Annotated in this window: 24 protein-coding genes and 1 pseudogene; 8 read left to right on the top strand and 17 right to left on the bottom strand. The window is 70.6% G+C overall.

Going from position 1 to position 23246, the window contains the following annotated elements:
* Positions 1 to 28: 28 nt before the first annotated feature.
* The 4 genes from AB0I43_RS37990 to AB0I43_RS37975 are packed head-to-tail and all read right to left on the bottom strand — an operon-like array spanning position 29 to position 4066.
* Entirely contained in the window at positions 29 to 988 is a 960-nt protein-coding gene (locus AB0I43_RS37990) for a hypothetical protein (RefSeq protein WP_356976738.1), read from the bottom strand.
* On the bottom strand, positions 985 to 2061 hold the full coding sequence (locus AB0I43_RS37985; RefSeq protein ID WP_356976736.1) for a hypothetical protein: 1077 nt from the start codon (positions 2059 to 2061) through the stop codon (positions 985 to 987). Before AB0I43_RS37985 ends, AB0I43_RS37990 begins: the two co-directional genes overlap by 4 nt.
* Positions 2058 to 2501: a hypothetical protein gene (locus AB0I43_RS37980; RefSeq protein ID WP_356976734.1), complete on the bottom strand. Its 444-nt coding sequence runs from the start codon at positions 2499 to 2501 to the stop codon at positions 2058 to 2060. The genes AB0I43_RS37985 and AB0I43_RS37980 overlap by 4 nt, the downstream gene beginning before the upstream one ends.
* Positions 2498 to 4066, bottom strand: coding sequence for a hypothetical protein (locus AB0I43_RS37975; protein ID WP_356976732.1), 1569 nt, complete (start codon positions 4064 to 4066; stop codon positions 2498 to 2500). The genes AB0I43_RS37980 and AB0I43_RS37975 overlap by 4 nt, the downstream gene beginning before the upstream one ends.
* Positions 4067 to 4207: 141 nt before the next feature.
* Here AB0I43_RS37975 and AB0I43_RS37970 point away from each other — a divergent pair, with 141 nt between their 5' ends.
* Complete coding sequence (locus tag AB0I43_RS37970; RefSeq protein WP_356976731.1) at positions 4208 to 4876, top strand: L,D-transpeptidase family protein; 669 nt, start codon at positions 4208 to 4210, stop codon at positions 4874 to 4876.
* Between the two features lie 6 nt (positions 4877 to 4882).
* On the opposite strand, the gene AB0I43_RS37965 is transcribed toward AB0I43_RS37970, so the two are convergent.
* Genes AB0I43_RS37965 through AB0I43_RS37950 form a run of 4 tightly spaced genes read right to left on the bottom strand, consistent with a single transcriptional unit; the run spans position 4883 to position 8937 of the window.
* A complete protein-coding gene (locus AB0I43_RS37965; RefSeq protein ID WP_356976730.1) occupies positions 4883 to 6217 on the bottom strand; it encodes a hypothetical protein in 1335 nt (444 codons plus the stop codon).
* Positions 6214 to 6753 carry a GNAT family N-acetyltransferase gene (locus AB0I43_RS37960; protein ID WP_356976728.1) on the bottom strand — a complete coding sequence of 180 codons (540 nt, stop codon included), beginning with the start codon at positions 6751 to 6753 and terminating at the stop codon, positions 6214 to 6216. Before AB0I43_RS37960 ends, AB0I43_RS37965 begins: the two co-directional genes overlap by 4 nt.
* Positions 6754 to 6758: 5 nt before the next feature.
* Positions 6759 to 7973, bottom strand: a complete 1215-nt coding sequence (locus AB0I43_RS37955) for a hypothetical protein (protein WP_356976727.1) — start codon at positions 7971 to 7973, stop codon at positions 6759 to 6761.
* Between the two features lie 43 nt (positions 7974 to 8016).
* On the bottom strand, positions 8017 to 8937 hold the full coding sequence (locus AB0I43_RS37950; RefSeq protein WP_356976725.1) for a LysR substrate-binding domain-containing protein: 921 nt from the start codon (positions 8935 to 8937) through the stop codon (positions 8017 to 8019).
* A 132-nt stretch (positions 8938 to 9069) separates the two neighbouring features.
* Between AB0I43_RS37950 and fdxA the strand changes: the two genes are divergently transcribed.
* Positions 9070 to 9408, top strand: coding sequence for a ferredoxin (gene fdxA / locus AB0I43_RS37945; RefSeq protein WP_356976723.1), 339 nt, complete (start codon positions 9070 to 9072; stop codon positions 9406 to 9408).
* A 7-nt stretch (positions 9409 to 9415) separates the two neighbouring features.
* Here the strand turns inward: fdxA and AB0I43_RS37940 are convergent, their stop codons facing one another.
* On the bottom strand, positions 9416 to 9985 hold the full coding sequence (locus AB0I43_RS37940; RefSeq protein WP_356976721.1) for a GNAT family N-acetyltransferase: 570 nt from the start codon (positions 9983 to 9985) through the stop codon (positions 9416 to 9418).
* 99 nt (positions 9986 to 10084) lie between these two features.
* Here AB0I43_RS37940 and AB0I43_RS37935 point away from each other — a divergent pair, with 99 nt between their 5' ends.
* Positions 10085 to 10930 (top strand): hypothetical protein, encoded by an 846-nt coding sequence (locus AB0I43_RS37935; protein WP_356976719.1) that lies wholly within the window; start codon positions 10085 to 10087, stop codon positions 10928 to 10930.
* On the opposite strand, the gene AB0I43_RS37930 is transcribed toward AB0I43_RS37935, so the two are convergent.
* Positions 10920 to 12386 (bottom strand): FAD-dependent monooxygenase, encoded by a 1467-nt coding sequence (locus AB0I43_RS37930; protein ID WP_356976717.1) that lies wholly within the window; start codon positions 12384 to 12386, stop codon positions 10920 to 10922. The two genes, AB0I43_RS37935 and AB0I43_RS37930, sit on opposite strands and share 11 nt — an antisense overlap.
* A gap of 71 nt (positions 12387 to 12457) precedes the next feature.
* Between AB0I43_RS37930 and AB0I43_RS37925 the strand changes: the two genes are divergently transcribed.
* Positions 12458 to 13111, top strand: coding sequence for a TetR/AcrR family transcriptional regulator C-terminal domain-containing protein (locus tag AB0I43_RS37925; RefSeq protein WP_356976715.1), 654 nt, complete (start codon positions 12458 to 12460; stop codon positions 13109 to 13111).
* A gap of 64 nt (positions 13112 to 13175) precedes the next feature.
* Here the strand turns inward: AB0I43_RS37925 and AB0I43_RS37920 are convergent, their stop codons facing one another.
* The 4 genes from AB0I43_RS37920 to AB0I43_RS37905 form a co-directional block, all read right to left on the bottom strand.
* On the bottom strand, positions 13176 to 13892 hold the full coding sequence (locus AB0I43_RS37920) for a hypothetical protein (RefSeq protein ID WP_356976713.1): 717 nt from the start codon (positions 13890 to 13892) through the stop codon (positions 13176 to 13178).
* A gap of 310 nt (positions 13893 to 14202) precedes the next feature.
* Positions 14203 to 14634: an XRE family transcriptional regulator gene (locus tag AB0I43_RS37915; protein WP_356976712.1), complete on the bottom strand. Its 432-nt coding sequence runs from the start codon at positions 14632 to 14634 to the stop codon at positions 14203 to 14205.
* Positions 14635 to 14710: 76 nt separating this feature from the next.
* A complete protein-coding gene (locus tag AB0I43_RS37910; RefSeq protein ID WP_356976710.1) occupies positions 14711 to 15787 on the bottom strand; it encodes a hypothetical protein in 1077 nt (358 codons plus the stop codon).
* Positions 15788 to 15791: 4 nt separating this feature from the next.
* Positions 15792 to 16265 (bottom strand): hypothetical protein, encoded by a 474-nt coding sequence (locus tag AB0I43_RS37905; protein ID WP_356976709.1) that lies wholly within the window; start codon positions 16263 to 16265, stop codon positions 15792 to 15794.
* 219 nt (positions 16266 to 16484) lie between these two features.
* On the opposite strand from AB0I43_RS37905, the gene AB0I43_RS37900 reads away from it, so the two are divergent.
* Entirely contained in the window at positions 16485 to 16937 is a 453-nt protein-coding gene (locus AB0I43_RS37900; RefSeq protein WP_356976708.1) for a hypothetical protein, read from the top strand.
* Between the two features lie 65 nt (positions 16938 to 17002).
* Positions 17003 to 17611 carry a hypothetical protein gene (locus AB0I43_RS37895; protein ID WP_356976707.1) on the top strand — a complete coding sequence of 203 codons (609 nt, stop codon included), beginning with the start codon at positions 17003 to 17005 and terminating at the stop codon, positions 17609 to 17611.
* A gap of 104 nt (positions 17612 to 17715) precedes the next feature.
* Here the strand turns inward: AB0I43_RS37895 and AB0I43_RS37890 are convergent, their stop codons facing one another.
* The 3 genes from AB0I43_RS37890 to AB0I43_RS37880 form a co-directional block, all read right to left on the bottom strand.
* Entirely contained in the window at positions 17716 to 17919 is a 204-nt protein-coding gene (locus AB0I43_RS37890; RefSeq protein WP_356976705.1) for a DUF397 domain-containing protein, read from the bottom strand.
* Positions 17920 to 18190: 271 nt separating this feature from the next.
* Positions 18191 to 18733, bottom strand: coding sequence for a YaeQ family protein (locus tag AB0I43_RS37885; RefSeq protein ID WP_356976704.1), 543 nt, complete (start codon positions 18731 to 18733; stop codon positions 18191 to 18193).
* A 21-nt stretch (positions 18734 to 18754) separates the two neighbouring features.
* On the bottom strand, positions 18755 to 20356 hold the full coding sequence (locus tag AB0I43_RS37880; protein ID WP_356976702.1) for an alkaline phosphatase D family protein: 1602 nt from the start codon (positions 20354 to 20356) through the stop codon (positions 18755 to 18757).
* A gap of 97 nt (positions 20357 to 20453) precedes the next feature.
* Here AB0I43_RS37880 and AB0I43_RS37875 point away from each other — a divergent pair.
* Together AB0I43_RS37875 and AB0I43_RS37870 are read left to right on the top strand one after the other, a co-directional pair.
* Positions 20454 to 22223, top strand: a pseudogene (locus AB0I43_RS37875) (arabinosyltransferase domain-containing protein); the annotation flags it as partial.
* 176 nt (positions 22224 to 22399) lie between these two features.
* Positions 22400 to 23245 (top strand): arabinosyltransferase C-terminal domain-containing protein, encoded by an 846-nt coding sequence (locus AB0I43_RS37870; RefSeq protein ID WP_357433584.1) that lies wholly within the window; start codon positions 22400 to 22402, stop codon positions 23243 to 23245.
* Position 23246: the final 1 nt, after the last annotated feature.

Genomic DNA, 23246 nt, shown 5'->3' with positions numbered 1-23246 from the left:
GGTTAGGCTAAATCTCGCGGACGGAAGGTTAGCCTAACTTTACTGAGCTGCGGAAGTCGCGTCGGAACGACGGCGCGGGCGGGCTCGCGGGCTGCCCGGCCCGGGCGAGATGCAGAGTCCGCTCCGGGGCCACGCCGAGCAGTCCGGCCAGTTCGTCGCGGGTCGCCGCGCAGTCGATGACCTGACTCAGCGGGTGCGTGGCATGACCGTGCCGGGTCAGCTCCAGCCAGATCCGCAGCAGCGCCCGGCCCGCCGCGAGCGGGTCGTCCGGGTCGGCGATCAGCACGAAAAGTTCGCCCGCCCCGGCGATCCCGCCCTGCGCCGCCAGCACGCGCGCCAGGCCCAGCGGGCGCAGCGCCGGATACCCGGCCAGCGCCAGCCGCAGCCCGCGCGCCTGGCCCGGGCTCAGGTGCAGCGCCGCGGCGGTGAGGCCGTCGTGGCGGTAGCGCGGATGACGGGTGCTCAGCCGCAACCAGTCCCGGAGCTCGCGGACCACGGGCGCGGTGCCGAACAGCCACCGATCGGCCCGGCGTACCAGCGGATCTGCGCTGTCGCACGGCAGGAAGCGCAGTTCGGCCCCCGCCGCGCGGGCGATGCCCAGCAGGCGGCACCGCAGCGCACGGTTCAGCGGGGTGGGATGGAACGCGCCGCGATGGGTGCGGCGGCGGTGCAGATCGCCGATCGTGTAGGGGGTTTCGTAGGGCAGTGCCGCCGCGACCAGGCGGCCGACACGGTGCGCGCCGCGATCCGGCTCGAACGTGATCGCGAGACCCGCACCCGCACAGGCGATCAGGCACCCTTCGACGAACGCGCCCAGCGAGAGCAGCAGATCGCGCGCGTCGGAATCTCCTTCGGGGAGTGTGCGTTCCGGATCCCAGCCGACCTCGATGTGGTCCGCGTGGTAGGTGAGGGTCCACGGCTGGGTGTTGTGCGCGCTGGGCGCGCGCCAGAAGGTGGGTTCCAGGGCGCGCACGGCATCGATGTTCACCGGAGCTCCTTGTCGTAGAAGGTGTAGCCGTGCAGCGGGCGTCCGCCCAGCGCCCGGAAGTGCGCCGCCGACGCGGGATTCGAGCGCTCGACGAAGGTGCTGCGTAAACCCTCGTAGCCGCCCGCGCGCAGATTGCGCAGCAGTTCGCGCGACAGATAGCGCATGTAGCCGTGCCCCTGCTCCTCGGGAACGGTGCCCTTGATGACCAGCACCGCCTCGCGCCGGTACCGCGAGCGCCCGGCGAGCAGCCGCAGCTGATTGCGCAGGCCGAGATCGCCGCCGATCCGGCTCAGGAACTCGGAGATGTCGGGCACGCACAGCACGAACGCCACCGGGCGATCCGCCTTGGTCAGGTAGAGCAGCAGCGATTCGTCCAGCAGGTAGGCCAGCCCGTCGGTCTGCGCGGCCAGCTGGCCACCGGAGATATCGGTGTAGTACCCGAGTTGGCCGAAGGCCGCGTTCAGCATGGTGCGCAGGATCGGCAGTTGCTCGGCGATGCGCCGTTTGTCACCGCGGTGCAGGCGTAGTTGTTCGGCGGCCGGCCGGTTGTCGTCGAAGTCGAACACGCTGTCCGGATCGGCCGTGGTCGGGCAGATCCAGGTGTCGGACTCGAAACGCCTTGTGAAGCCGAAGGATTCGTACTCCAGCGGATAGTGCTCGGGGTTCCAGGCGCTGTCCAGGAAGCCGCGCTCGGCGAACCCGGAGGTGATCACGCCGCCGGATTGATTGGGCAGCAACGACACCGGGCCGAACACTGCCGAGCGCTCCGCGCGCACCGCGGCGGCGTGGATCTGCTCGAACAGCGCCTCGCCCGCGCCGGGCCGGAATTCGGTCAGCCCGAACAACTGTGACCGCCGGCCCAGCTTCGCGTCGAGCGCGGCGTCGGTGTGCAGGGTGGTGCGCCCGATCACCCGGCCCGCGTCGTCGCGCAGCAGGTGCAGCGCGACGCCCTCGCGATACCAGCGCCGGATCGTCTGATGGGTGATCGGCACGTACCGGTGATCGTGCAGCCGCCCCGGCAACGCCAGGAACTCGCGCAGCGCCCGGGCGTCGGCCACCCGCTCGAACCTCATCGCCGCACCACGGGCGGACCCGCCTGCTCGGTGGACAGCGGCGTGAAGGTGGGAATGTGGCCCATCTGATTGCCCTCGGCCCGCCAGACACCGTTGCTGTAGCCCGCCGGATCGGCGTAGTAGAGCCGGATGAAGCCGCCGGTGGCGTTCTTGGTCTCGTCGGTCACCCAGACCATCAGCTCGCGATGGTGCCGGCTGCGCGCGAAGGCCAGCAGGGCGTCGCGATCGGCGAAGAACGCGATGGTGCCCAGGGTGAAGGGGAACTCGTAATAGACCTTGTGCCAGCGGTATCCGCGCATCCGGCGCATATCGCGCACCAGGCGGATCCAGGTGCGGCTCATCGTGATGATCGAGCGCGGGCCGCGGTAGCGGGTGGCGCCGATGAACATCGCCGTGGCCTGGCCCTGTGGCGGCGCGAGGCGGAAATCGGTGGTTCTCACGACGCCTCCACCAGGTAGGAGTTCTTCAGCTTGGTCATGGCGGCGAACGGGCCCGCACCGGGCTCGAACAGGCGCACCCGCAGGTCGGCGGCGCTCGGATCCTCGCGCAGCGACGCGGCGAAGTCCCGGGAGACATGCGCCAGGTGATCCAGCACCCCGGTGCGGCACGCCGCGGCCAGCAGCAGCCGCTGGTCGGCGTCCAGTCCGGCGTCGCGCAGCTCCAGGTTGACCACCGGACGCGATTCCAGATCCGGCGCCTCCTCCAGCGACAGGCAGAACCGGGAGATCCGGTCGGCATACGGATTGTCTTGGTAGAGACCGTTTTCGACGTCCTGCGGATACAGGTTCGCGCCCATGTAGGAGACGGTGCTGTCGGCCCGCCCGAACAGGAACAGCAGCGGCAGGTTCATCGTGTCCGCGCCGCGGTGCCGTCGGAACTCGGCCCAGCGCGCCGGATCCCGCCGCAACGCCCGCAGCACCGCGGGCAGCGTGTGCACCCGCGCCTCGTCGCCGATGTTGTAGCGCAGCTTGGGCTGCACGCAGTGCCGGGAGGTGAGCGTGCACAGCAACTCCGAGCGCGCGTTCACCTCCAGGTAGGTCTCGAGCGGGTTGTAGTGGAAGATCATCGGCAGGCGCTGCTCGTGCGCGCCGAGCAGTTCGCGGCGCAGTTCGGGGTCCGCGTCCAGTTGCTTGCGCAGCCAGACCGTGAAACTGGTCTCCGCGCCGATGCCGATCGACAGATCGCTGGCGCCGTAGCCGGAGCGCACCCGGGTGAACCGCTGCTCCAGGTAGTCGCGCAGGGCCTCGGTGAGCGCCTCGCCGCCGACCATGCCCTGCAATCGATAGGCGTCCCAGTCGAATTCGAGTTCGTCGAGGCGATCGCGCAGATGCTTGAGGAACGGCGGGTAGGCGGCCACGATGTAGTCGTAGCCGGGACCGAAGTGCCGCAGCGTGTCGATGATCTTGTCCAGGTCCGGGCCCGTGTTCTTCACCATGGCGATGCGGGCCAGGGCCGCGCCGGTGGTCGTGCCCGTCGCCCACGCGCCCATCGAGTAGGCGTTGATGACGAACAGCCGGTCACCGGGAAAGGCCATCTGCACGTAGCCCGCCGCGTTGCGGTAGATGGTCCGCAGCTCTTTCGGCCCGCGCGCCCAGTTGAACGGGGTGCCGGTAGAGCCCGAGGACTCGTCGACGATCACCCCCGGGCGATGCAGCCGGCCGTGCCGGCAGCGGCTCTCCTCGTCGTAGCGCCCCGCGTATTCGGCCTTGCCGGTCTCGGGAAAGTCGCTGAGCCGCTTGGCGTTCCCGGCGCCGGCCCGGTGCAGGAAATCCCGGTAGGCGGGCACCTGCACGGCGGCCGATCGGCAGGCGAGCGCGGCGTGCCCGGCGGCCACCCGGGTCAGGCTCGGATGGTAGCCGCGCGCCATCCGCCGCCACAGCGCCGGATGGGCCGCGGCCAGATGGTAGACGCCGGTCAGTGCTCCGGAAAGGGCTTGCAGCCGAACGCTTCTCGTCCGCTCCCGCACCGTCGCCCGATGCGTTCCCCCGGTGAAAGTTCTGTTCATACCGCAAGCTTCGCCGAGCGCGCCCCGGCTCGGACCTGTGCGCCTACCCGATCGCCCTAGGTGTCTCTACTCAGTCGGGGGCGACACGCCGGTGGTGCGGGCGGTCGGCCCGCGCGGCGGCGCGGGCGGAGACAATGCCGGATGCCCTCGCTGCGGTCGTCCCTGGTGGTGTGCCTGATGCTGGCGGCGATCGGGTCGGCGGGCGGCCCGGCGCGGGCCGATTCGCTGCCCGTGCCGTACGCGGGTCCGGCTCGGCAGGTCGTCACCGTGGTGGCCGCGGACTCCGCGGCGACCACCGCGGTGCTGGCGGCCTGGGATCGGGTGGACGGCGGCTGGGTGCGGGCGCTCGGGCCCTACCCGGCTTTCGTCGGCGCGGCGGGCGTCGGTGCGGCCCGCGAGGGGCTGGCGCGCACCCCGGCGGGGGTCTGGGGGCTGAACCAGGCGTTCGGCAACCGGCCGGGCGGCGGCACCCGCCTGCCGTATCGTCAAGTGACACCGTGGGATTGGTGGGTCGGCGACTCCGGCTCGCTGCTCTACAACATGCCGTTCCTGTGCCCGCCGGGATTGTGCCCGTTCGACGAGAGCGCCAGCGAGCGGCTCGGCGCGGTCGGCCCTGCCTACGACCGCGCCGTGGTGCTGGACTACAACCGCTGGCCCGCCCAGGCCGGCCGCGGCTCCGCGTTCTTCCTGCATGTCGCGACGGGCGAGCCCACCGCGGGCTGCGTCGCCATCGCGGCACCGGACCTCGACGCCGTGCTGCACTGGCTGGACCCCGCCGACCAGCCGGTGATCGTCATCGGCGTCGCGTAGCCCGGCTCAGCGGAAACCGAACAGCGGCGGGAAGACCAGCACCACGATCCACGCCCAGGCGGCGTAGACCACCAGGTAGCCGGTCTGCCAGCGCTCCAGGCGTTCGACGGGGGCGCGACCGCGCAGGAAACCGAACAGCAGCCAGGCCGACCAGGCCAGGTTGGCCAGCAGGATCAGATTCTCGCCCAGGGCCGCGATCTTGTTCGGCGAGCCGCCGTACTCGGTGATCCGGCTGGTGATGACGATCAGCACGAGCAGATCGACCAGCAGCGCGCTGACCACCAGGGCCAGTTGCAGTTTGTCGAACAGCTTCGGTTCGGCCGGTCGGTCGACGGCGGTGAGGGCGTAGAGCAGCAGGCCCAGCACGACGACCAGCAGCACGTCGAACAGGATGAGCACCTCGCGGTCGGGCTCGAGCCCGGTGCTGCTCAGACCGAATCCGATCAGCAGGGCGAGCAGCACCGCGGTGAACAGCGGGGTGAAGATCCTGGTCAGCATCGGGGCGATCGTCTCGATCACGCCCTGCCTGGTCTCCACCAGCCAGGCCGCGACCACGATCGCCGCGACGCCGCCGCAGGGCACCAGCCACTCGCCTACGAAGGTCTCGGCGTCGATGCCGATGGCGCCGAAGGTGCCGACCGTGATGCCGGTGAGCACGCCGCCGCCCAGGCAGATCAGGACGAAGTAGACGACCCATTCGCCGGTGAACCGGATGAAATCCATGCGGCGCGGAGGCGAGCGCCAGTCGCCGCCCGCGTAGGCGACGCCGATCACCAGCCACAGCGCCAGCGGCAGATGGATGGCGGTCAGCACGATCGACTGCGAATCGAAGTCCAGCCCATAGGCATTGGCGGCGACCGCGCCCAGCGCGAACAGTCCGGCGACCACCGCGGCGACGGCGGGGCGCAGCCGCCGGCGCACGCCGAAGTAGAGCGCCAGCGGCGCGAGCGCGAGCAGCGCGAGATTGCGCGGGTAGAACTCGTCGTCGTCGAAGTCGACGCCGAACAGGGTGGGCGCCTTGAGCGCGACGATCGCCAGCAGCGCGCAGGCCAGCATGGTGCGCAGCGCGTCCCGGTTGCCCGCCTTGTCCGCCCGTTCGCCGAGCACCAGCTCGCGCCACAGGCGGCTGCCGTGCGCGCGGGCGAACTCGCGCGCCGGGCCGTCCTCGGCCGCACGGCGTTTGAGCGCGACGAGAAAACTCTCTTCGGGGCGCAGTCCGGCCGCGGTCAATTCCGTCATGTCGGTGTGCAGGCGCTCGTCCAGCGTCTCCACCGGTGCGCCCTGCTGCCGCAGGTAGCCCTGCCAGCGCGCGAGTTGTGCGTCGAGACCCTCGGTACTCATTCCGTCATCACAGGCAGATCGAAACACAGGATGTTGTAGAAACTGTGCGATTCCGGGTCCGGAATGGTGTGACCCGCCGGGCGCCAGCCCCACGCCCGGTAGATCGCGTCGGCGGGCGCCGCCGGCGCGACCGTGAGCACCGCGAGCGGCTCGGCGCGGTCGTCCAGCAGCGCGCCGAGCAGCGCCCGGCCCAGCCCGCGGCCCTGATGATCCGCGCGCACCGCCAGTTCCATCACGGCGAACTTCGGGACGCCGAGCGCCTCCGGCGGCGCCGGTGTGGCCGAGCCCGGCCACCACACTTCGGGCGCGAAGGTGAAACCGTAGGCCATGCCGACCAATTCGCTGCCCTCGATCGCCCGGACCAGGGCGAATCCCGGCTGCTCCAACTCGGCGGTCAGCAGTTTGCGGAACCGGAGCACGTCCTCGGGGCCCTCGTAATAGGGCGGGCTCGCGAAAACCTCGGCGTACAAGTCGATCAGCGCCTCCAGCCCGGCCGCCGCGGCCCTCGGCCCGGCGTGCACGATCAGCGGCGCCACGCCGGTCAGCTCCGCGCGTGCACGGTGGTGGCGGCCTGGGACAGCCGGGTGAGCAGGTCCGGGGTGGGCCAGCTACGGGCCTCGTAGCGCGGCGGATCCAGGCCGGGCACCGGCGTGAGCCCGGTGAGGGCGGCGACGGCGTCGAAGGGGACCTCGAACAGCGGCCGCAGCCCGCCCGCGCCGTCGTCCGCGCCGAAAGCGACGTACTCGGCTTCGGGTAGCAGGTATTCCACGCCTTCGCACCAGATCGTGATCGTGCGCGGGCCGTCGGGGCCCTCGGTGAACTTCAACTCCGCGGCGTAGGCGGGCTCCAGGTCGAAGCCCGGGTACTCCAGGAAATCCTCGACCGCCTGGTTCAGCCACCCGGTCTGGGTCGTGTACTCGGCGGAGGCCAGACCGCAGCGCGCCCGGTGCGCGGCGGGCAGTTGCTCGTGCGGGCCGGCCAGGTCGAACGGCACCACCGCGTCGGTGTCGTCGAGGGTGTAGCCCTGCGGCGAGAGCGGGCGGGTGGCGGTGCGGTACTGCTCCTCGGCCAGCTCGTACATCCGGCCCAGCACCTGCGGCGCGTCCGGCACCACGATCAGGCTGTCGTTGTCGGGCATGAAGGCGACCGGGCGGCGATGGCCGTAGCGGGCGCGGAAGGAGGCCAGCCAGCCGGGCGCCAGGGGCCAGGAGGTGAAGTAGGCGTTGCCGTCGTCGACATAGCGCAGGATGGCGTCGCCGGAGCTGTCGTGCGGCCGCACCAGCCCGGCGAGATTCTCGCGGGCCGCGTCGAAGACCTGCTCGGGCGTCACACCCCATTCGGCGACGTGCGAATTCGCCACGATCGTGCGCGAATCCGGCTTGTCGACCGCCACCAGCTCGCTGAGGAACGGGAACGCGGGCCGCGCCAGCGGCCGGGACTCGGGCGCCTGGTCGATCGCGTAGGTGACCGGGCGCAGGATCGGGCGCAACCGGGGCCGCACCTGCTCCCACGTGCTCGCGGGCTCGTCGTCGGTGGGCAGCGACGACAGGAAACGGGTGAGGCGCTCGGCCCGCGCGTCGGCGGGCAGTTCGTAAGTTTCGCGATAGATGTTGGTTAGGTTGATCTCCCAGCCGTCGGGCAGTTCCAGGGTGAACTCGGCCGCGTCGTAGACCGCCGGGCCGCGCCCGAGCTCGGCCAGGTGCGCCATGGCCAGCGCCGCGAAATGATCCCGAGACTCGTCCGTGAAATCCGCCACCCCGCAACAGTAGTCGGGGTTACGGCGGCGTGCAGGCCGATCCTCAGGCGCCGCGGTCCTGTTCGAATCGCGCGGCATACCGGATGAGCAGATCGCCCGGGTCGGCGGGCGGCGCCTGCCGGCGCCAGACCGCGCGGAATTTGCGGGTCAGCACCGCGTCCGCGAGCGGGATCTCGAGCAGCTCGCCCGCGGCGAGGGCGGGTCCGGCGATCAGGCGGCTGAGCACGGCGGGCGCCGCACCGGTGCGCGCCGTCGTCAGGATGGCCGCGGTCGAACCGAATTCGGCGGCGGGGGAGCGGGGTTCGGTGTCGGCGGCGAGGAGTTCCCAGACCGTGTCGCGGGTGCCGGAGCCGGGTTCGCGCCACAGCAGCGCGGTGCCGGCCAGTTCCCGGACGGTCAGCGGCCGGCGGCGGCGGGCCCACGGATGACCGCGGCCGACCACGACCACCAGATCGTCGGTGCCGAGCACCCGGCTCGCGAGTTCGGCCGGTGGGTGCGGTCCCTCGACGAAACCGACGTCGGCCTGCGCCTGCTGCACCCAGGCCTGCACCTGGCGGGAGTTGCCGACCTCCAGCGCCACCGACACCTCGGGCCGGGCCGCGCGCAGCGCGCCGAGCCAGTGCGGCATCCGGTGATCGGCAATGGTTTTCGAGGCGGCGACCCGCAGCTTGGGGCGGTCGGCCGCCCGCAACGCGGCGACGGCGACCGTGAAGGCGTGGGCGGCGGCCAGCACGGGCCGGGCCTGGTCGACGACGGCGCGGCCCGGCTCGGTCAGCGCCGAGCCGGTCGGGCCACGATCGAGCAGGCGCAGGCGCAGGCGGCGCTCCAGGGCGGCGACGCGCATGCTCGCGGCGGGCTGGGAGATGCCGTGGCGGCGGGCGGCGGCGCCCAGGCTGCCCAGTTCGGCGACCGAGACCAGCAGATCGAGCACCTCCAGCTCCGGTGTGCCCGGTGGGAGGGTCATGGCTGGAATTATGCGCCGCCGGGTCATAAGGACGGCTGATGAGGTGGTCGGTGCGCGGCGGCTACCGCGGTCCGGCCGCGGCGGCGATGGTGGATTTCTGCGCCTGCGGGCCCGGAAAATCGAGGAGACATCATGACTTTCGTCATCGGAGCGGCCTGCGTCGACGTCCTGGATCGCGCCTGCATCGAGGAATGCCCGCTGGACTGCATCTACGTCGGTGACCGCATGGCCTACATCAATCCCGACGAATGCACCGACTGCTCGGCCTGCGAACCCGCCTGCCCGGTCGAGGCGATCTACTACCAGGACGACATGCCCGACGGTCAAGAGGTGTTCGTGGCCGAGAACGCGCGCTTCTTCACCGAGGTGCTGCCCGGGCGCGAGGCCGCTCTGGGCGATCCCGGCGGCGCCACGGCACTCGGCGCGCTCGGCGTGGACACCGCCTTCGTGGCGGCCTACGCCCCGGAGTAGCCCGGGGTCAGCGCGCCGCGAACCATTCGTCGGCGAGCAGCGCGAAATCGAGCTCGGTGGTCCATTCGCCTTTGAAGAACTCGTTCTGCACCAGCCGGGCCTCCTGGCGCATGCCGAGACGGCGGGCGACGGCGGCGGAGGCGGTGTTGCGTTCGTCCAGCCGGGCCACGATGCGGTGCAGGCCGAGTTCTTCGAAGCCCAAGCGCAGCACGGCGTGCGCGGCCTCGGTGGCATACCCGTGGCCGCCGGCGTCGGGATGCAGCACGTAGCCGAGCTCACCGAGGCCGTGCTCCCGGCTCCGCCAGAACAGGATGACGTCGCCGATCAGCGCACCCGTCTCGGCTATCTCGATGCCGAGCGTGAGGTCCTGCCCCTCGTCGGTGAGTTCGGTGTTCGCCCAGCGGGTCTCCAGCCGCTCCACCACCTGCGCCCGGCTCATCGGCTCGAACGGCACATACCGGCACACATCCGCCCGGCTCCGGTAGCCGAGCAGCGCGTCGATGTCCGCGCTGCCCAGCGGCCGCAGCAGCAGCCGCTTGGTCCGGACCGGGTACACGGGCTGCAGTGACGGCGACACCCCGACCATCGTGCCAGCTTCCCCCTGATCCCGTTGCGCCCGAGCGAAATCCCGGTCACGCTGGAGGGGTCGGGATGCGCCGTTCTCCGGAGAGATGTCATGGTCGAACTCGGTTTCGTCGGGCCCAGCCGGCCCGCCAACGATCACCGCTTCCTCAGCACCACCGATGGCGATACGCCGAACATCGAGATGGCCGTGCGGATGGTGTCCATCGACACTCCCGAATCGCAGTTCGGCGGCAGCCCGCCGACGGCACAGGCGGCCCTGGAACGCGCGAAGGCCCGGTTGGCCGACGGCACCTACGACGCGCTGCCGAAAGACCTGCGGGACTACCTGATCGGACGCATCACCCCCGACGCCGCCGAGCGGCACCTGGCCGCGGGGAAGGCCGCCGCAGCGGCGCACCGCGAGCTGGTCGAGACGAGGCTGACCAGGCCCGACGGCAGCCGCCGCAAACTGGCGGTGATCGCGACCGGCGAGTTGATCGAGAGCAACGGCCGGATGCTGGCCTACACCGCGCCCTGGTTCGTCGGCACCGCCGCCGATCCGCTGCCGCCGCGCGACGATCCGCGCCGCCGCACCTTCAATCTCGACCTGGTCGCGGCGGGCTGGGCGGCGACCTTCGTCATCTATCCGTCGATACCGCCCGCCGCCGACCTGAACCTGCTGCTCGACGCGGCCGCGTCGGCCTGGGAGCGGAAATCCGGCGCCTGGGCCCACGGTGGGCCCGACCTGCTGCTCGCCTACGAATACCGCGCGCTGATCAAGCTCGGCGCCGCCCGTCCGGTCGCCCTCGCCGAGGCGTACCAGCGCGTCTGCGTCGACCTCCGCAGCCTGACCGAGGTCGGCCTGTACGGCTACCACGAGGTTCCGCCGCCGCACCGGCTGTGGATCTGGTCCACGGATCTGGAGCAGGCCCGGCGCGACCTGCCGATCAGTCACTGACTCCGACCCAGGTGCCGAGGGCTTCGGTCAGGCCGGTCTCGGTCGGCGCGTCCGCGGCCCAGGCGACGTAGCCGTCGGGTCGGATCAGCGCCAGGGCGGGGGCGCGGAGGTCGCCGAGCTCGGGCAGGGTCCAGTGGTCGGTGGCGGTGTGCGCGTGGACGACGTCGACGCGGCCGGTCCAGCCCGTGATCGCCGGTGGCCGGGAGTCGTTCAGGCACAGCAGGATCGGGCGAGGTGTGCCCAGCAGGCGGTGCACGCGCGGAGCGGGGCCGGTCAACTCGGCGTCGGGGATCCGGCGACCGCAGAGGGGGTGCTCACCCTTGGTTTCGTAGCGGATGTCCAGGGCCGCGATCATCAGGCCGAGGCGGCGGCGGACCTCGTCGACGCCGATCAGGTCGCCCATGATCGCGCGCAGGGCGTCGATGTGCGGGCCGCCGCGTTGCAGCGCGGTCTGGGCGCGCGTGTTCTGCAGGACCCGCGCCGCGAGCGGGCGGCGTTCGCTCTCGTAGGTGTCGAGCAGCTCGGCGGCGGCGTTGCCGTGCAGCGTGGCCGCGAGCTTCCAGCCGAGATTGACCGCGTCCTGCAGGCCCAGGTTCTGCCCTTGGCCGCCGGCCGGGAAGTGGATGTGGGCGGCGTCGCCCGCGAGGAACACCCGCCCGGCGCGGTATCGGTCGGCGAGCCGGGCGGCATCGCTGAAGTGCGAGACCCAGCGGGGGCTGTGCATGCCGAAATCGGTGCCCGCGACCTCGGTGAAGTAGGACTTGAAGTCGTCGTAGGACAGTGTGGTGCCGCGTTCGAGCACCAGGTCGTGGCGCTGCACGAGGAGGCGGTACCAGCCGGGCTGGAACTGGACCGCCGAGAAATCGCCCGGGCCGTTGCGGTGCGCGAAGAAGGGCGCGGCGGGCGGTTCCGCCAGCTCGACGTCGGCGAGCATGCCGGTCATCGTCGCCTCGGTGCCGGGGAACCCGATGCCCGCGAGCTTGCGTACCGCGCTGCGCCCGCCGTCGCAGCCGACCAGGTAGGCGGCGCGCAGGCGGCGGCCGTCGCCGAGGTGCACCTCGACGCCGTCGGCGTCCTGCCGGAAGCCGGTGACCGGTGCTGCCCACCGCACCGGCGCGCCCAGTGCGGTGGCGCGGGCGTCCAGTTCGCGTTCGATCACCGATTGCAGGACGGCGAGCACATAGGGATGGCGGGTCTCGAAGTCGCGAAAGTCGAGCGCGAGGCCGCCGAAGTGCCCGGCCTGCATCGTGCGGCCCTGGGCGAGCAGCGGCTCCAGCAGCCCGCGCTGGTCGAGGATCTCGATGGTGCGCGCGTGGATGCCGCCGGCCCGCGATTCCCCGGTGCGCTGGGCGAGCCCGTCGACCAGGACCACCTCCACTCCGGCCAGTCGCAGTTCGATGGCCAGCATCAGCCCGGTCGGCCCGGCGCCCGCGATCACTACCTCGGTGGTTTCCATCGTCAGTCTCCTTAACAACGTTAAGCATTTAACGATGTTAAGGACAACAGAACATTGTTAAGCTGTCAACCGTGAAGGACACGACGGGGAAGCTCGACGCCGCGCTGGTCGCCGAGGCCGCACTGGGCCTGCTCGACGAATTCGGACTCGACGGACTGACGATGCGCAAGGTCGCGGCGGCGCTGAATGTGCAAGCACCCGCGCTGTACTGGCATGTCAAGAACAAGCGCGAGTTGCTCGATGTGATGGCGCGGTCGGTCTTCGTCGCCGCGGTCAGCGGCGTGGAAGCGCCGCGCCGGGACGAGGATTGGCAGGACTGGCTGGTCGGCCTGGCCGGGCGCCTGCGGCGGGCCATGCTGCGCTACCGCGACGGCGCGAAAGTGGTCGCGGGCACCTACGTCGAGGACGAACACCTCTGGCGCACCATCGAGCTGACGCTGCGCACCCTGGAGGACGCGGGCTTCGCGCCAGCCGACGCCGAGCGGGTCTTCCCGATCATGCTGCACTACACGATCGGTTTCGTCATCGAGGAGCAAGCCCGCTCGGGCGCGGAATACCACGGCGGCAACCCCTACGCGGGGGTCTCCGGGGTGGTCGACACACAGCGTTTCCCGCGCACCGCGCGCTTGGTGGCCGGGGCCTTCGGTGCGGACCCCGACCACGAATTCCACTACGGCCTGCGCGTCGTCATCGCCGGCATCCTCGCCACCCGGACGGATTCCTAGCCGGCCGTGGAACGCGAACGGCCCGGTCCGCGGGAAGCGGACCGGGCCGGAAAGCGCGAGGACCTTACTGGTTCTCGGGGGCGTTGATGCGGTTGTGGAAGCCGATGCCGACGACGATGGCCGCGGGCACGCCGGTCAGCACGAGGCCGGCCGCTGCGCCCAGCGGGATGCCGACGGCGGCGCCGGCGAGGCAGCCGGCAATGCCGGTCGCGCCGCCGAGGTCCAGGATCGGCAGGCCCAGGATCAGGCCGCCCGCGCCGCCGATGGCGCAGCCGGCGCCACCGCCGACGATGGTGCCGATCAGGGTGCCGATCGAGGTGATGATGCCGAACTGGGTCGCCGCGGCGGAGACGGCGTCATCGAAGGCCTCCTGCTTGGCCACGTCGTGGCGCAGGCCGACCGGGTGCGCGGCGTTCTGGTCCTTGACCGGGGTCAGCACGGCGCGCAGGCCGTCGACACTGGCGTTGATCGGGTACTCGAGGTCGTTCAGGGTGTAGCTGAGCGGCAGGCCCACGAGCACGTTGCCCTGCTCGTCGTGCACCTGGAACTGGCCGTTGTCGGTGGTCAGCGAACCGCGGTCGGTCTCGACGACGACGGAGTCGCCCTCGAGGGAGGTCTTCCAGCCGATGCCGGGCAGAACCTGCTGCACGCCCTGGTTCACGCCGTCGAGGAACGACGGGATGACCGGGGACGGCGCCGGCTCGGCGTGCGAAGTACCGGTGGCGATGCCGAGAGCCGCGATAACCAAAGCCGAGGTTGCGGCGATCTTGCTGAACTTCATTACTTTGCTTTCCCTCAGTGGCGCGGCTCCGGGCTGGAACCGCAGGTCCTCGACCGAGCACCCATGGTCAAGTGTCCAAGGGATTGTTGCTGAAAAGTAACTTAAGGTTTCATAAGCGGACGAATGGGACTGTGATCTAAATCAAGTCCGGGCAGGCCCGCCGCTCAGGGCGCGGTTTTCCGGGCCGTGACCAGTTTGTGACTCGCGCCACAAACTGGTGACGAAGCACCGAAAAGTCGCCGTCCTCACGCGTGGCGGCCGGGATCGGCTCAGTGAATTCCGATTCGACAGTTTTGCGACAAGGGGCTGGTCAGGAACGGTCCTCGGGCAGATCCGGCGGGTCGGCCGGCAGGCCCTCCTGCACGCGCAGGAATCGGAGGTAATCGATCAGTGAGGCCAGCGACTGCTGGGACAGGTCGAGGGCGCGGAACGCGATCGCCTCGAGCCCGGGCGCGGTGCTCAGGCGCAGATACTCGATTTCCTGACGACCGCGCTGCCACGCGTCGTCGTCGGTGAAGAAGCGGATGTCGACACCGAAGGCGGCGGCCAGGCCGCTGGCGTGTTTGAGCGAGGGGTTCTGCTTGAGCCCCGAACGCAGTTGCGCCACATAGACGGCCGAGATGGGATGCCCCAGTTCGGTGGCCCGCCGGGAGATCTCGTCGGCGGTGTACCGCCGGCCGTCCGGGTTGGGCATCGTGCGGAACAGATACTCCAGTCGGTCCGAGAAGGCTGCGCCCCCCATTACACGCTCCTCCACTTCTCGGCGCCTCGTTGCGCCGTAATGCTACAGCATACGTTGATTGTGACGTGGGTTACATTCATCGGGAGCTCAGCCCCGCGCGCAGGATCGGCAATTCGGGTGCGCGCCAGCGCGGCCGGAGCGTCCGGGTCGGCGCCTGCGGGCGGCCGTCGAAGAGCCGGGCGGCCGCCAGTTCGTAGGCGGCACAGTGCGTATTGCCGTGCGCGGCGGCGCGAATGGTGTGATCGGCCAGCCCGTGCGCGGCCGCCACGGCCGGCTCGTCGCGTTGCAGCAGGCGCAGGGCGTCGCTGACCTCGATCAGCATGTCGGTGACGCGGGTTTCGCCCCGGCGACTGGCCTGCGCGCGGAAGCGAACCTGCGGATAGCGCCGGGTCAGCCACTCGTGCAGCGGATCTAGCTGCTCGATGTAGAACCGGGCCAGGCGGGCGCTGCGCAGCGCGCCGAGCACGGCGGGGCCGAGACAGCCGGCCACCAGCAGCAGGCTGGCGGTGATCTGGAACGCCGTCGTCAGATGCTGCGCCCACAGCGGCGGCAGGTCGGGCCACACGGTGACCACCACGATCACCCACGCTTCGTACAGCGTGTACAGGCCGATCATGCCGACCAGGATGCCGAGCAGCACCCGCCGCCAGTGCCGTTCCCGGGCCCTGGCCCGTGCGGCGGCGACCCCCAGCGTGCACATCGCGTGCATCATCACCCCCGCCTGGATGATCCAGTAGACCTGCATGCCGGGACTGTCCTCGAATTCGCGCGCGAACCCCGCGCCGTGCGGACGCTGCGGCGAGCTCAGGAACAGGGTGACCAGGGCGATGGCGGCCATGCCGTAGACCGCGCGGGTGAGCAGCACGCGGCGCCGGCTCGGCGGCTTCGCCGAGATCGCCTGCTCCCAGTAGAAAGCGGTCAGGGCGATCGCGGTCAGCCCGCACAGATGGCTGAACAGGTAGGCGCTGTTGACGCGGAAGGCGTCGAAGAAGGTCTCCGAGCTCGGGCCGAGCGAGAGAAAGCTGAGCGAGAGCAGCACCAGGATGCCGATCGGCACGCGCTGGCCGCGCGCGCCCTGCGGCGTGGCCTGCCAGACCAGGGCGCAGGCGCCGAACAGGATCAGCACGGAGACGATGACGACGAATTGTGCCACTGGCCTACTCGATTCGAGTCCGGGGAAAGCCCAGCGCGCCGCGGATGTCCGCGGTTTCGCCGGTGTCGGCATCGCTCCACAGGATGGTGCGCAGGGTTTGGCGGGCGAAGCCCTCGGCCTCGCGCTCGCACCGCGAGTCGTAGGCCGAGCGGTATCGGACCTGTGCGAAGTGCCCGATGGCCGTCGGGCTGAGGATCGAGCACAGCGCCTGGCCGGTGTCGAGCTGGAGTTCGACGCTGGTGTGGCCGTGCAGGATGTGCCCGGCCTCGTGCAGCACGGTGTTGATCCGGGCGATCGCGGGCAGGTTCGCGTCGTACTCGATGAGGTCGCCGGCGCCGGTGCGCAGCCAGCGGCCGGCCACGGCGGGCGGCAACGCGGTGCTGGGCGCGATGTGGACCGGAATTCCACTGGCGGTGGTCAGGATCCGGCCGAACTCGGCGAGCGTGAAAGGTTGCAACTGCGCGGTTTTGCGTTGCACCGCACTCAGGGTGCGGCGTCGGGTGCGGCGGCTCATGGTCAATCGGCTTTATGGATCCTCTGGCAGGTTCCCCCTCGCTCGATATTGCCACAACCTTGCGCCGGACCCGCTACCCGGCCGGGCCGGGACTTCCTGGGGCTTGCCCGGCAATAGTGCGCTGGCGCAGGGGGATTCGTGGTGATCTTGCCGTCGTCACCGCGATTGCGGAAAGATGACGGGATGGGTAGACGCGCGCGGGAGCCGGATTCGCCGCCCGCGGCGGCCCCGGAGCCCGGTTCGGCCGCGCTGGTGGCGGCCCTGCACGCGGACCTGGCGGACTGGATGGGCACGGACGCGCCCCCAAAGGTGTTCGACCGTTTCGCGGCGGCGCTGCACGAGAAGTTCACGGCGGTGACGATTCTCGCGGAGGTGGTCGACCGGGAGGCGCTGCTCACCGGCGTCTGGTCGGTGCGCAACGCCCAGCCCGGGCTGCGGATCGAGATCACCGATTTCGAGGAGCTCGCCGACGCGGGCCCCGTGCTCGCGGTCCGGTTCGTCGCCGAGTACCGCCACGGCGACATGCTGGCCCGCCGCCGGGTGAGCGCGGTCCTGAGCGCCTCCGATCACGGCTACCAGTGGCGTTCCCTGCACGAAACGGCCTTTCCCGCCGACCGGCAGCCGCCGGCCGGCTAGTGACACGCGCAACGCCCCGCCCAGGCCATTGGCCCCTGGGCGGGGTCAGGCGCTAACTTGTTCGGGTGACGAAGAGCGGTGTATCCACGGTGGCGGCGGCATGGCAGGCAGGCGACGGAACTCCGGTGCCGTTGAAGGACGCGACCGTGGCCTGGGCGCTGGCCGCGCACACCGAGTTGGCCGAGATCGCCACCGGTTACGGGCATTTCATCACTGTGACAGAACTTGCCGAGCGGGTGCAGGAGGTGTCCGGCGTGCACACCGCCGCGCCGACCCGCACCTGGATGGAGGCGATTCTGCGTAAGGTCGCCCGCCGCTGTCACAAGGCGGGGGAGCCGCCGCTGACGGCGCTGTGCGTCCGGCAGAACCACACCGTCGGCGAGGCGTACAAGTACGTGCTGGAGCTGGCCGCGCTGCCGGTGCCCGACGATCTGGAGCTGCACGCCGCCTACGCGCGCTGGCAGTGCTACCAGTTCCACGGCGCCGAGATGCCCGAGGATTTCTCCGTCCCGCCGCTCACGCCGAAGGTCGCCAGCCGCCGCCGTCCCGCCGCCAAGATGACCACGCAGGTCGCCCACACCGGCGCCGAGATCGCGCAGCCGGTGCGCCCGGCCGTGTGCTCGCAGTGCTTCATGCAGCTGCCCCGGGCCGGCGCCTGCCTCAACTGCCTCTGAGATCGGCGTGAACCCGGCTGCGCCGTCGCGACATTCGCGATAGCCGGAGCGCGCGAAACTCCGCCGCCGCCCGGTGCCTCGGGCGGCGGCGGAGTTCGCTAGGCCTACCGGTCGAAGTCGCCGGAGGCGATGGACGTGGTGAAGGCGGTCCATTCACCGGGGGTGAATACCAGTGCCGGACCGGCGGGATTCTTCGAGTCGCGGACGCCGACTCGGCCGGTGTCGAGGAAAGCGACCTCGACGCAATCTCGGGACGCACCGCTGCGCCGGCTCTTGAACCACTGTGCCGCGGACAGTTCTGATTTCACGGACTTCTCCTTTGCAATCCTGCGAATGAGAGTTGGCGCCTCCCCGCCTCATCCAACAGCGCAGACCCGGAGGTCTGTGCAGAACCACGATACGACCGTATCCGTGCGAGCACTATCGATTCCGGTGTAAATCCGATAATGCCGTAATCTTTCGAGTCCGTCCGGTCGCGCAATTGTAATAGCCGATGGATGGCGATCATGTGATTAACAAAGTTAACGAATGCTTTATCACGATGCGGCGCAACCCATTTCGGTCATCACAATTGCCGGATCAGGCGAAGTGGTGCGTGCGCACCGGAGTGCTCACCGAGACGCCGTTGAGCTCGAGGAACAACTCCCGTTCGGTGATCGAGACCGTGGCCGTGTTGCGGCGATCCAGTGCGGCCACGGCGGCATCGATGCCGGCCCGGTCGAAGCTGTGGATCGGGATCTCGCCGCCGCGGTGCACCCGCTTGCCCGCCAGTTGCGCGAGCACCTTCGCCGGATCGCGGTGCGTGTAGACCGCGGCGCGCCCGGCCAGCTTGCTGCCGCGGTGCAGGCGCTCGGCATCCGGCGCGCCGACCTCGATCCACGCGGTGATCCGGCCGGTGAGATCGCGCACCAGCACCGCGGGCTCGTCGGTGGAGGAGACGCCGCCCTCGCTGAAGGCGATGCCCTCGGTGTACTCCAGGCAGTAGGCCAGCAGCCGGGTCAGCATGAACTCCGCCGTCTCGGAGGGGTGCCGTGCGACCCGCAACTCCAGCTCCTCGTAGACGCCGCGGTCGACGTCGGCGAGCTGGACGGTGAAGGTGTGCAGGGTCGCGCTCAATGCCATAGCCGCGCAGCCTACTGGGTGCTACCCGTCGGCTCGCAGGTCGAGTTCGGCCACCCGGATCAGGCCCTCGTCCGGGCGGGCGGTTTCCAGGACGAACCGGGCGCGGCGGCCCTCGATCTCCAGCGCGGCGATGGAGTTGCCGAAGTGTGGCCCGCTCACCTTGTCCCAGCGGACGGGATCCGGGGAGATCCCGCGCCGGTCGGCGAGCCGGCGCAGCGCCGCCGCGAGCGGGCGCGCCCAGGACAGCGCGAACAGGACGTGGAAACGCCTGGGCGGATCGTTGTGCACCGGCGAGCACACCAGTTGCAGCACCTCGGATTTGGTCGGCTCCCGGTACTCGGCGCGCGCGGCATAGCTGTGGTGTACGTCGCCGGACAGCACGCAGATGGTGCTCGGTGCGTCCGCGGCGGTGCCCAGCCGGAAGATCAGGCGGGCGAGCCGCTCGAAGGAGGCCCGGAAGGCGGGCCAGTGTTCCAGGTCGGCGACCTGTCTGAGCGTTTCGCCTAGTCGGCCGCGTAGACCGGGCAGGCTCGCCGCGCGCTCGTTGAGCGACTGCAGGTGGCTGACGGCGTGCGGCATCAGCCAGGGCAGCGAGGACCCGATCAGCAGGTGATCGACATCACCCGCGGCATTGGCCTCGATCCAGTCGAACTCCTCGTCGCCGACCATGAGCCGCTCCCCATCCAGGATGCGGCCGCTGCGCGTATCGATGACCAGCAGCCGGACCCGGCCGAAATCGCGCCGGTAGGACCAGCGGAAGGGTTTGCGGCCGTCGACCTCCTTGTCGGCCCGCTCGGCGAAATCCTCGAGCAGCTCCTGCACATCGGTGCCCGCCTTGCTGATCTCGCGATAGAGGTCGTCGCGCTCCAGCTCGTCCGGGCCGAGATTGCCCAGATGCTGATAGACCCAGTAGGAGGCCAGCCCGGCCCGGATGCGCCCGCGCCACCACGGCTTCTCGGCCATCTGGGCGCGCCAGGTGCGCGAGGTGTTCCAGTCGTCGCGCACATCGTGGTCGTCGAAGATCATCGAGGTCGGCGTGGTCGACATCAGCCAGCGGATCTCCGGGTCGGACCAGGATTCGTGGTACAGCTCGGCGTATTCGCGGAACGACACCACCTCGTGGGCCGGCTCCGCGCCGTCGCGCCGTTCGTCCAGCCACTGCTGCACCTGCGGTGTCGGCTGGTCGGCGTAGACCTGATCGCCGAGCAGCACCAGGGCGTCCGGCCAGTGCTGCTCGGACTGGTCGCGCATGCGCAGGGCGTAGGCGTCCAGCGCGTCGGGGCCGACCTTGTCCGCCTCCAGCACGCCGGGCGTCGCCTTGGCCGCGCGGCACGAACCGAACAGGATCCGCCGCACCGGCCTGGTCCGGATGCGGCACGGCGGGAAGTCGGAATCCGGCTCGGGCCAGACCGTTTCGCCGTCCAGCGCGACCTGGTACGGAATAGAGGCGCCTGTTTCCAGGCCCTCGACGCACACCAGCGCGAAATGCAACTCACCGACCTGGAAGGTGCGGGACCGATGCCCCAGCACCTCCACCTCGCATGCCGTATCGGTTTCCACCCAGACGGTCGCCGACGTCGCGTCGACATGCCGCAACACCGGACCCAAGACCAACTCCGCCATACCTCCGACGGTACTTCCCCGCGCGCCGCGGGGGTAATGAACATTCGCCTCCGGCTCATCGGGTGCTCGGCGGCCCGGATGGCTAGCATCGTGCATCGTGCGTGCAGTATCGCCGGGCTCACCTCTGGTTCGCCTGGTCGCGATCGTCTCGGGGAGTCTCGGCGTCCTGCTCGCGGTGCTGACCCCGCTGCTCCCGGTCCGGCAGGAACGGGCGAGTCTGGATTGGCCGCAGCCCCAAGCCGTTCGAGTCGCCGCTCCGCTCCTGGGCTCCGCCCCGTTGTCGCTGGACCTCTCGATCCCGTGTTCGACGCTGCGCGACCTGCCCACCGGAACCGTGCTGTCCACCGTGCCGACGACCGAATCCGCGGATCGCGCGCTGCTGGTCCGGATCGAGCACCGCGTCGAAATCGGCCGCACGCTGACGGTTTCGCTGCGTGAGTTTCCGTTGCTGACGGCGGCGGTCACCCAAATAGCCGGTGCGGAAACAGGTTTCGACTCCGCGCCGAAGAGCGCCTGTGACGCGCTGGTAGTGCACTCCTCAGCCGCGCGGACGACCGCGGAGCTGTCCGGTCTGCAACGTCCGGACGGCACCCCGTTCCGGACGGTGCGCGCCGGTGACCTCCGGCCGCGATTCGCCGGGCTCTTCACCGATTTCGATCGGGCCCAGCTGGCGGGGGCACGGGTGCGCGCCGAGCTGGATACCCGGTTCTCGTCCAGCCCGAGTGGGTGGAAGATCGCGGCGATCGCCGGTGCGATCACGGCGACCTTCGCGGCGCTGATCTGCCTGCGTCTGCTCGATCGCGCGGACGGTCGCCGGGACCGCCGGCTCGTGCCCGCCGGTGCGTGGCGGGTGCGCGCGAGCGACGGGGTGGTCGGCGGAATTCTGCTGCTGTGGCTCGTGATCGGGGCGAGCACCGCCGAGGACGACGGCATCGCGACGATGCTGCGCGCGCGGCCGGACGTGGGATACCTCGCCGACTCGTCCGGAGTGGCGGCGGCGCCATTCGGCTGGCCCTACGAGATGCTGAGCCGACTGACCGTGCTCGGGGGTTCGAGCCTGTGGTGGCGATTGCCCGCGGTGCTCGCGGGCCTGCTCTGCTGGTGGGTGCTCAGCCGGGAGATGCTGCCGCGCTTGGGATCACGGATCCGGACCGATGCCGCCGCGCCCTGGATCGCCGCCCTGGCCTTCCTGGCGATCTGGCTGCCGTTCGGCAGCGGCCTCGGCGCGGCTGCCCTGATCGCCGGTGCGGCGGTGCTCACCTGGTGTTCGATGGAACGCGCCATCGCCACCCGGCGCCTGCTGCCCGCCGCGTTCGCGCTGCTGATCGCCGCTTTCGCGTCGGCGGCCGCCCCGGGGGGATGGATCTGTCTGGTCGTCCTCGTCGCCGGTTCCCGGAGAATCCTGCGGAGTTCCACCGAGGCCGCGGCGAGAACGCGCCTGCCTACCGGGCGATCGGTGACAAACGTTCTCGCACGGGCGATTCCGCTGCTGGCGGCGGGCACCGTGGTGCTGGTCGTCGTGTTCGCCGATCAGACGTTCGCGGCGGTGCGCGAAGCGATCCGGGTGCGGTGGTCGGCCGGTCCGGATCGGGGCTGGTTCGGCGGAGTCGAGCGCTGGGCGGCGTTATTCGATATGGCACAGGAGAATTGGCTCGCGCGGCTGTTCGGGGTGCTGGTCCTGTCGGTGTGCGTGGCGGCGGCGCTGCGGAACCGCGGGCCGAGTGCGCGGACCACCCGTGGTCCGGTGGCGCGGCTGGCCGTGGCCGTGGGTGCGGCGCTGGTACTGATGACCATCCTGCCGATCGAGTGGTCGCCGGATTTCGCGGTGTACGCGGGCTTGGCGGCGGCAGTGGCGGTGGTCGCGTGGGAGGACCGAGCGGGTAAGCCACTCGGAAACGGTCCGCTCCGGCGGCGGTTCCCGGTCGCGGCTCCGGCCATTGCCGCCGTGGTGCTCCTCCAAGTGGTGTCGCTGGCAGCGTCCACGCGGTACCCGGCCGCCTGGTCCAGCCTGCGGACCGGTGCGCTCTGGCCGATTCTGTGCTGGTGGAGACCGACACCGCGGATTCCCTGTTACAGCCCTTCATCGGTTCGGGCCTGGCGGCGGAGAACGTCGGATTCACCCCCAACGGTGTCGGAGATCTGCCCGCCGAAAACGGCGGCGGCACGGGCGCTTTGCCGTTCCGGCTGGACCCCGCGCGCACCCCGGTCCTGGGCAGTCACACCGGCGGTACCCAGCCCGCCCACCTGATCTCGCAGTGGTACCGCCTGGATATGACCGCCGCACAACAGGATCCCGCGTACCGCGTCCTGGTCCTGACCGTCGCCGGGCGCGTCGACGGCGAGCGGCTGCGCGTGGAGTTCGCCGATCGGGCGGGCGACGGCACCATCCGGTGGCTGAGCGAACTGGTCCCGCCGGCCGCAGCCGGGAGTCCGGCGTGGCGCAACCTCCCGGTGGCGCTGGACCGAATTCCAGCCGAGGCCAACGCGGTTCGCGTCATCGCCACCGTCGCCGAACCCTCCGGCGCGCAGTGGGTGGCCCTGGTCCCGCCCCGGCTGCCGCGCCTGACCACCCTGCAATCCCTGGTGGGCAGCGACGACCCCGTCCACACCGACGCCGGGTTCGCCTTCCCGTGTCAGCGCCCCTCCGGCCACCGCCACGGTGTGGCGGAGCTGCCGGTCTGGTGGATCACGAACGAGCCGGACGGTGCACCCCCGGGCTGGGCCGCTCCGCTGACGCGGGCGCACACCCTGCCCGCCTACCTGGCGCACGACTGGACCCGGAACTGGGGCCACCTGCGGCTGCTGACGCCGAGCACCGAGGCGCAGACGGCGACCATCCAGGTTGCTGTGGAAACAGTCTGGGGCGCAACGGGCTACGGAACCCGCTGAG

The organism is Nocardia sp. NPDC050435, assembly GCF_040655395.1.
Taxonomy (GTDB): domain Bacteria; phylum Actinomycetota; class Actinomycetes; order Mycobacteriales; family Mycobacteriaceae; genus Nocardia.
The sequence above is the reverse complement of the archived record's forward strand: the minus strand, read 5'-3'. Positions and strand labels throughout refer to the sequence as shown.

What these genes read in the sequence shown, in the direction of transcription:
- AB0I43_RS37985 (WP_356976736.1), bottom strand. Translation starts at nt 2,061, where the DNA reads ATGAGGTTCGAGCGGGTGGCCGACGCCCGGGCGCTGCGCGAGTTCCTG.
- AB0I43_RS37975 (WP_356976732.1), bottom strand. Translation starts at nt 4,066, where the DNA reads ATGAACAGAACTTTCACCGGGGGAACGCATCGGGCGACGGTGCGGGAG.
- AB0I43_RS37970 (WP_356976731.1), top strand. Translation starts at nt 4,208, where the DNA reads ATGCCCTCGCTGCGGTCGTCCCTGGTGGTGTGCCTGATGCTGGCGGCG.
- AB0I43_RS37965 (WP_356976730.1), bottom strand. Translation starts at nt 6,217, where the DNA reads ATGAGTACCGAGGGTCTCGACGCACAACTCGCGCGCTGGCAGGGCTAC.
- AB0I43_RS37950 (WP_356976725.1), bottom strand. Translation starts at nt 8,937, where the DNA reads ATGACCCTCCCACCGGGCACACCGGAGCTGGAGGTGCTCGATCTGCTG.
- fdxA (WP_356976723.1), top strand. Translation starts at nt 9,070, where the DNA reads ATGACTTTCGTCATCGGAGCGGCCTGCGTCGACGTCCTGGATCGCGCC.
- AB0I43_RS37935 (WP_356976719.1), top strand. Translation starts at nt 10,085, where the DNA reads ATGGTCGAACTCGGTTTCGTCGGGCCCAGCCGGCCCGCCAACGATCAC.
- AB0I43_RS37930 (WP_356976717.1), bottom strand. Translation starts at nt 12,386, where the DNA reads ATGGAAACCACCGAGGTAGTGATCGCGGGCGCCGGGCCGACCGGGCTG.
- AB0I43_RS37920 (WP_356976713.1), bottom strand. Translation starts at nt 13,892, where the DNA reads ATGAAGTTCAGCAAGATCGCCGCAACCTCGGCTTTGGTTATCGCGGCT.
- AB0I43_RS37915 (WP_356976712.1), bottom strand. Translation starts at nt 14,634, where the DNA reads ATGGGGGGCGCAGCCTTCTCGGACCGACTGGAGTATCTGTTCCGCACG.
- AB0I43_RS37900 (WP_356976708.1), top strand. Translation starts at nt 16,485, where the DNA reads ATGGGTAGACGCGCGCGGGAGCCGGATTCGCCGCCCGCGGCGGCCCCG.
- AB0I43_RS37885 (WP_356976704.1), bottom strand. Translation starts at nt 18,733, where the DNA reads ATGGCATTGAGCGCGACCCTGCACACCTTCACCGTCCAGCTCGCCGAC.
- AB0I43_RS37880 (WP_356976702.1), bottom strand. Translation starts at nt 20,356, where the DNA reads ATGGCGGAGTTGGTCTTGGGTCCGGTGTTGCGGCATGTCGACGCGACG.